At 34.5% G+C, this 278-nt stretch carries 1 pseudogene; it reads left to right on the top strand.

The window, feature by feature from the left end:
- Positions 1-106: 106 nt before the first annotated feature.
- Positions 107-278: pseudogene (locus HC176_RS19445) on the top strand (superoxide dismutase); the annotation flags it as partial.

Below are 278 nucleotides of genomic sequence, written 5' to 3'. Positions count from 1 at the left end.
AATCTACTTTAGGTTTAAGAATTTTATAACGTTTTATAGTTTTGATTAGAAGGCTTTATCCTTAAATTTGAGGTTGATACCATTAATTAACGTAAACTATAAAAATATGGCTTTCGAGTTACCAGCATTAAAATATGCATCAGATGCACTTGAACCTCACATTGACGCAAGAACAATGGAGATTCACCACGATAAACACCACGCAGGATATACCAGCAAGTTAAACGACGCCGTTGAAGGCACCGATATGGAAGGGAAGAATATAGAAAATATTCTGA

Source organism: Tamlana crocina (genome assembly GCF_012037625.1).
The sequence above is the reverse complement of the archived record's forward strand: the minus strand, read 5'-3'. Positions and strand labels throughout refer to the sequence as shown.